This window comes from Synechococcus sp. MU1655, from assembly GCF_023630655.1.
Lineage (GTDB): Bacteria > Cyanobacteriota > Cyanobacteriia > PCC-6307 > Cyanobiaceae > Synechococcus_C.
The window spans coordinates 1-6,693 of the sequence record NZ_JAKUHK010000098.1 but is presented as its reverse complement, the minus strand read 5'-3'; the positions used below and the strand labels follow the sequence as shown (position 1 = coordinate 6,693).

The 6,693-nt window shown below is 56.9% G+C and carries 5 protein-coding genes; 4 read left to right on the top strand and 1 reads right to left on the bottom strand.

The window, feature by feature from the left end; all coding sequences use genetic code 11:
• From dnaN to purF, 4 genes are all read left to right on the top strand, one after another.
• Positions 1 to 543 (top strand): DNA polymerase III subunit beta (dnaN, locus tag NCN04_RS06085; protein ID WP_250395498.1); only part of this gene is annotated, 543 nt, incomplete at its 5' end.
• A gap of 16 nt (positions 544 to 559) precedes the next feature.
• Positions 560 to 1,360 (top strand): RNA methyltransferase, encoded by an 801-nt coding sequence (locus NCN04_RS06080; protein ID WP_250395497.1) that lies wholly within the window; start codon positions 560 to 562, stop codon positions 1,358 to 1,360.
• 36 nt (positions 1,361 to 1,396) lie between these two features.
• Positions 1,397 to 3,730, top strand: coding sequence for a phosphoribosylformylglycinamidine synthase subunit PurL (purL, locus tag NCN04_RS06075; RefSeq protein WP_250395496.1), 2,334 nt, complete (start codon positions 1,397 to 1,399; stop codon positions 3,728 to 3,730).
• Entirely contained in the window at positions 3,730 to 5,235 is a 1,506-nt protein-coding gene (purF, locus tag NCN04_RS06070; RefSeq protein ID WP_250395495.1) for an amidophosphoribosyltransferase, read from the top strand. Before purL ends, purF begins: the two co-directional genes overlap by 1 nt.
• On the opposite strand, the gene NCN04_RS06065 is transcribed toward purF, so the two are convergent.
• Positions 5,236 to 6,693, bottom strand: a 1,458-nt coding sequence (locus tag NCN04_RS06065) for a DNA gyrase subunit A (RefSeq protein ID WP_284498626.1), incomplete at its 5' end; no start/stop codon positions are given. It abuts the gene before it with no gap.

Below are 6,693 nucleotides of genomic sequence, written 5' to 3'. Positions count from 1 at the left end.
ACGCTTCCGGCACGCTCCCTGCGTGAGGTGGAGCGATTAATGGCGAGCTGGAAAGGCGATGATCCGGTCAGCCTGTTCTGTGAGCGAGGTCAGGTCGTCGTGCTCGCGGCCGATCAGATGGTGACGAGTCGCACCCTGGAAGGGACCTATCCCAATTACCGCCAGCTGATTCCCGATGGTTTTAGCCGCACGATTGATCTGGATCGGCGGGCTTTCATCTCTGCTTTGGAACGCATCGCAGTCTTGGCTGACCAACACAACAATGTGGTCCGGATCGCTACGGAACCAGCCACGGGATTGGTTCAGATCAGTGCTGATGCCCAAGATGTGGGTAGTGGTTCTGAGTCGTTACCGGCCGAGATCAACGGCGATGCCGTACAAATTGCCTTCAATGTGCGTTATGTGCTGGATGGCCTCAAGGCCATGGATTGTGATCGCATCAGGTTGTCTTGCAACGCTCCAACAACGCCGGCGATCCTCACCCCAACCAATGATGAGTCTGGACTCACCTACCTGGTGATGCCTGTTCAGATCCGTTCCTGAAACCGTTCACGACCTCTTGACTGTTCCGGACCAGCTCCTCTTGAGCGATCTGTTGCACCACCGGGTGCGCTGTGATCAAGGCCTTGATCATGGGCCAGGGGTGATGGCTTGGATGCATCCGCCTGTCCATCGGTTGCTCGGTTGGGTGAGTCGCCCGTCTGCGTTGCGTACCAGTCGAGATGTGTGGCGACTGGATCAATGTCGTGGATTCGACGACCAGCAGGTTTTTGTGAAGGGGGCTCCTGCTGAAGCTGATCAGATCACCTTGGATCGGTTGCCAACCTTGCTGGATGCCGATCTTCTCAACGCCGATGGAGAGAGGATTGGCATCATCGCCGATTTGGCTTTCTTGCCAGCGAGCGGGCAAATCAGTCATTACCTGGTGGCACGCAGTGACCCTCGCCTACCTGGAACCAGTCGCTGGCGCTTGTTGCCAGATCGAATCGTTGACCAACAGCCTGGCTTGGTGTCCACGGCTATCCATGAGCTCGATGATTTGCCTCTGGCTCGGGCCAGTGTTCGTCAGGATTTTCTTCAGCGTTCAAGGCATTGGAGGGAACAGCTCCAGCAGTTTGGAGATCGCGCTGGTGAGCGCCTAGAGGGCTGGTTAGAAGAACCGCCTTGGGACGAGCATCCTGCGGCCTCTGACGTTGCCTCTCCCTATCCGTCAGCAGCATCTTCCACTGTCGACCCATTAGATGACTGGGATGATGGCGATTGGCCCGATGAGCCTGGGGGTGAGCGTGGCCGTTCAGCTCGAAATCATTCAAGGGATCGACACGATTGGCCTGATCATGAGGAAGATCCTTGGGTCTGATCGTCGGCAACACTGGGTACAGATGACTCATCGGTTGTGACCCAGTCCTCTCATGCGGTTGCGGCATTTGATCTTGGGGCGGTTCTGCGCCAGGAAGGGCTCAACGAAACGGATTACAGCGAAATTCAGCGGCGTCTTGGACGGGATCCGAATCGTGCCGAGTTGGGCATGTTTGGGGTGATGTGGTCAGAGCATTGCTGTTACCGCAATTCCAGACCCCTTCTGAGTGGCTTCCCAACGGAAGGCCCACGCATCCTTGTGGGCCCTGGCGAGAACGCCGGCGTGGTGGATCTTGGAGAAGGTCACCGCTTGGCGTTCAAAGTTGAAAGCCACAACCACCCTTCAGCTGTTGAGCCTTTTCAGGGAGCTGCCACGGGTGTTGGTGGCATCCTGCGTGACATTTTCACGATGGGCGCTAGGCCGATTGCGTTGCTGAATGCCTTGCGTTTTGGACCACTGGACGAACCAGCGACCCGTGGATTGGTGGAAGGGGTTGTGGCTGGCATTGCTCACTACGGCAATTGCGTAGGCGTGCCCACCGTGGGTGGAGAGGTTGCCTTTGATCCGTCGTATCAGGGCAACCCCTTGGTGAACGCCATGGCCCTGGGCCTGATGGAAACGGATGACATCGTTCGTTCGGGAGCCGCTGGGGTCGGTAATCCAGTGGTGTACGTCGGGAGTACCACGGGCAGAGATGGCATGGGAGGTGCCAGTTTTGCGAGCGCTGAGCTCAGCGCGGATTCACTCGATGATCGCCCTGCTGTGCAGGTTGGAGATCCCTTTCTCGAGAAGGGCTTGATTGAGGCTTGTCTGGAAGCCTTTCAAAGCGGTGATGTTGTAGCTGCTCAGGATATGGGTGCTGCGGGTCTTACCTGTAGTTGTTCGGAGATGGCCGCTAAGGGAGATGTCGGTGTCGAGTTGGACCTCGATCGGGTGCCCGCAAGAGAAAAAGGCATGACCGCCTACGAATTCCTGCTTTCGGAATCGCAAGAGCGCATGTTGTTTGTGGTCCGTTCAGGTCGGGAGGAGCAGCTGATGCAGCGTTTCCGGCGTTGGGGGCTTCAGGCAGCGGTCGTCGGTCGGGTTTTGGAAGAGCCGGTGGTGAGGGTGTTGCAACACGGTGCTGTCGCGGCAGAAGTTCCGGCCCGGGCTTTGGCTGAAGACACACCGATCAACAAGCACGAGCTGCTGTCTGAGCCTCCAGATGACATCCAGACGCACTGGACCTGGCGTGAATCAGATCTTCCTAGTCCTGCCATCGATCGCGATTGGAATGCGGATCTGCTGCGTTTGCTGGATGACCCTACGATTGCCAGCAAGCGCTGGATTTATCGCCAATACGACCAGCAGGTGCTGGCCAATACGGTGATTCGAGCCGGTGGTGCGGATGCTGCTGTGGTTCGTCTCCGTCCTCAACAGGGTGATGCATCGTTGCAAACGTCTCAGCGTGGCGTTGCGGCCACGCTGGATTGTCCCAATCGCTGGGTGGCGCTCGACCCAGAGCGGGGAGCGATCGCAGCGGTGGCTGAGGCTGCCCGCAATCTCAGTTGTGTTGGAGCCCAGCCGATCGCTGTGACCGACAACCTGAATTTCCCATCTCCGGAAACCCCCAAGGGGTATTGGCAATTGGCGATGGCATGCCGCGGCCTATCCCAGGCCTGTCGCGCCTTGGGCACCCCTGTCACCGGTGGCAATGTCTCTCTCTACAACGAAACGAGGGGGGACGATGGCAGTCTTCAGCCCATTCACCCCACGCCTGTTGTGGGCATGGTGGGACTGGTGGAAGATCTCAACCGCACCGGAGGTTTGGCTTGGCGTCAACCTGGCGATCTTGTGGTGCTGCTTGGTGTCTCCACAGATGAGGAGGGGAATGAAAGTGTTGGCTTGGCGGGCAGTAGCTACCAGGGAGTTGTTCACGGGTTGCTCACTGGTCGTCCCCCGAGCGTGGATCTGGAATTGGAGATTCAAGTTCAAGCTTTGGTTCGTCAGGCGTTTGCCCAGGGAGTGTTGGCTTCAGCCCACGACAGCAGTGATGGTGGGTTGGCTGTAGCGCTTGCGGAAAGTGCCCTGGCCTCTGGCCTTGGGGTTGACCTGAACCTGCCCCATCGGTCTGCTCGGTTGGATCGTGTTTTGTTTGCTGAAGGCGGTGCACGCATTGTCGTTACGGTTCGCGCAGAACAGCACAGTGCCTGGCACGCTTTGCTGATCTCGCAAGAGCATCAACGTGTTCCTGTGACAGAGATTGGAACCGTTGCCGACCATGGTTGTTTCCGATTGGCGGTGGGGAACCATCCAGTGATTGATCTTGCCGTTGAGACCCTGCGAGAGCAATACGAACAAGCGGTTCCCCGTCGCCTCGGAGCGGTTTGATGCAGAATCTTGAGACCCATCCGAAGTCGAGGCGGCCGGTGCATCAGCTCGAAATAGAGCGTCCCGATCGCATGGAAGAAGCCTGCGGCGTTTTCGCTGTTCAGGCCATGGAACAGCCGGTGGCGAACCTGGTGTATTTCGGTCTTTATGCCCTGCAGCATCGGGGTCAGGAATCCGCTGGTATTGCTGTTTTCAACGAAGGAAAGGTCAGGCTCCATAAGGACATGGGCTTGGTGAGCCAGGTGTTTGATCAGGACGTGCTCGAGCGCATGCCTGGTGGTTTAGCCGTGGGACATAACCGTTATTCCACCACCGGGAGTAGCAAGGTTTGCAATGCCCAGCCCGTGGTCCTGATGACCCGTCTCGGCCCCTTTGCGCTGGCTCATAACGGCAATCTTGTGAATGCATCAGAGCTGCGAGCTCAGGTGGATGACGGTGAGGTGGAGTTCACATCCACCACGGATTCGGAGTTGATCGCTTATGCGGTGCAGCAGGCCGTGGATGGGGGTTTGGATTGGACAGAGGGGATTAAAGCGGCCGCATCCCAGTGCCAGGGGGCTTTCAGTTTGGTGATTGGAACGCCAGATGCCCTGTACGGCTTGCGTGATGGTTATGGGATCCGCCCCCTGGTGTATGGCTACCTCGGGGATCAAGATCTTGGGCACTGGGTTCTTAGTAGTGAAACCTGTGGGCTCGACATCATTGGTTCTCCGTTCGTTGCTGATGTTGAACCTGGAGAATTAGTGGTGTTTCGTTGCGGGGATCCCACACCAGAACGTCATCGCTGGATTGAACCCACCACACGCATGTGCGTGTTTGAAATGATCTATTTCGCGCGCCCTGATAGTCGTTTCTTTGGTGAATCGCTCTACAGCTATCGACAGCGCATCGGCCAGATTCTGGCCCGTGAATCCGCTGTTGAGGCGGATCTCGTGATTGGTGTTCCTGATTCCGGAATTCCAGCTGCGATCGGGTATTCCCAGACCAGTGGCATTCCCTATGCCGATGGACTGATCAAAAACCGCTACGTCGGCCGAACCTTCATCCAGCCCACTCAGGCGATGCGTGAGGCCGGGATTCGCGTGAAGCTCAATCCACTCCCGGATGTTTTAACCGGCAAAAGGGTCCTGGTGATTGATGACTCGATCGTTCGTGGAACCACCAGTCAAAAATTGGTTCAGGCTCTCCGTGATGCCGGCGCCATTGAGGTGCACATGCGCATTAGTTCTCCACCGGTCACCCATCCTTGTTTCTACGGAATCGACACCGATACACAGGATCAATTGATCGCTGCTCGACTCACGCTGCAAGAGATTGAGGAGCATCTCAAGGTGGATTCGCTGGCTTATCTCAGCAAGGAAGGCATGGTGGAAGCTGCACATGCTCAGTCGGAACATTTCTGTACAGCTTGTTTCGATGGGAACTATCCGGTTCCCATGGACGCCTCGATCAAGGCGAGCAAATTAATGCTTGAACCAGCAGGGGTGGCGGCAACGAATCTCTGATCAGCTGATTAAGGGCACCAATCGCAGGATTGATTCGTTGTCTTTGAGCGTGAGTTGATCCTGCTCATTCACGTTCAGTCGTCCGTGACGTCCGTTTGATGTCACCACACCAATGAGTGAATCTGCGAGGCAAGCTGCAGCAATCCGTTCGCTTCCAGGGGTGGATTCTGAATTCAGCTCCCAGCCGATCTCTCCGAGATCGCCTCGTTTGCAGGACCGGATGCTCGTGAGTTCCAACCAGTGCAGACGGCCTGTTTGGCTCGCGAGCAGGATGGTTGTTGGCCCTTCAGCGTGGCCTGCGATTGCGGTGACCAGCTGTTCGCCAGGGAGCAGACGCATGGTGATGGGACCTTGGGCCAACTTGCCCATCACAGGCAGATTGGTTTCACCTGCTTGTAAACGCAGAATTCTGCCGATATCGCTGATGACGGCCACATCAGCTCCGTCTTGACAGATCAAGGCAGCTTTCAGACTCACTCCTTCTTTTAGTTTTAAAACGGTGGCTGCTCGCCCCGACAATTCCTGGATGTCTTTTAGTGGTAGCCGCTTGAACCGTCCATCACTGGTCAACAGTCCAAGGGATTTTGTTTCATTGGTGGCCAGATCCTCTGGATTGGGCAAAGGCAGTAGGGACACCACCTCATCGCCTTCAAGGGCTGTGGGTAGGAATCGCTCCAGGGTTCCTTGCTGCTGTCCAGCAAATTCCCAGCGCACAAGTGCTACACGACCGCTCACTGTCACAGCCAAGAGACGTGGTGGTGGCTGGATGGGCAGGCTGATAATGGCTGGAGATGGTTCATCACCCATGGGCACTGGATCGTTGAGATGCAGGCGTCCCAGCAGCTGAGGACTGACGATTTTCACTTGACCATCGTCTTGAATCAGCAGTCTTGAATCGCTAGGGAGGGCATCCAGGGCCTGGCGTCTCTGTAGTTCGGCATTGGGCCTTTGACTGGCGGCCCGCTCAGCAAGCAAGTGGTCGCCACCCTCGACCAGCCTGGTGCGTCTTGGCGTTGCAAAACGTTTTTTGAGTTGGCGAAGTTCCTGGATCAGGGCATCCAGCAATTGGTCGCGGTTTTCCAGCAGCAGGGTGAGTCGCTGTCTTTCTTTCCGAAGATCGTCTGCCTCCTTACGCAGGCTTTCCTGTTCCAGACCTGTGAGCCTGCGTAGTGGCATGGCCAGCACAGCATCTGCCTGCCGTTCGCTTAGATCGAAATGCACCATCAAGCTGGCCCTTGCCTTGGCCGCATCTCTGGCCTCCTGGATCATGGCAATCACCTGTTGCAGTGATGCGAGGGCGGTGGTCAGGCCCTCCACCACTTCAAGCCGATCTTCCGTTTTGCGCAGCGCGTAGTTGGTACGCCGAATGATCGTGAGCTCTCTGTAATCCAGGAAGGTTTGGAGGAGCTGCCGCAGCGTGAGTTGCTGGGGTCTGCCATCGACCAGGGCCAGCAGGAT

Coding starts and splice junctions, on each gene's coding strand:
- purF (WP_250395495.1), top strand. CDS start 3,730: ATGCAGAATCTTGAGACCCATCCGAAGTCGAGGCGGCCGGTGCATCAG.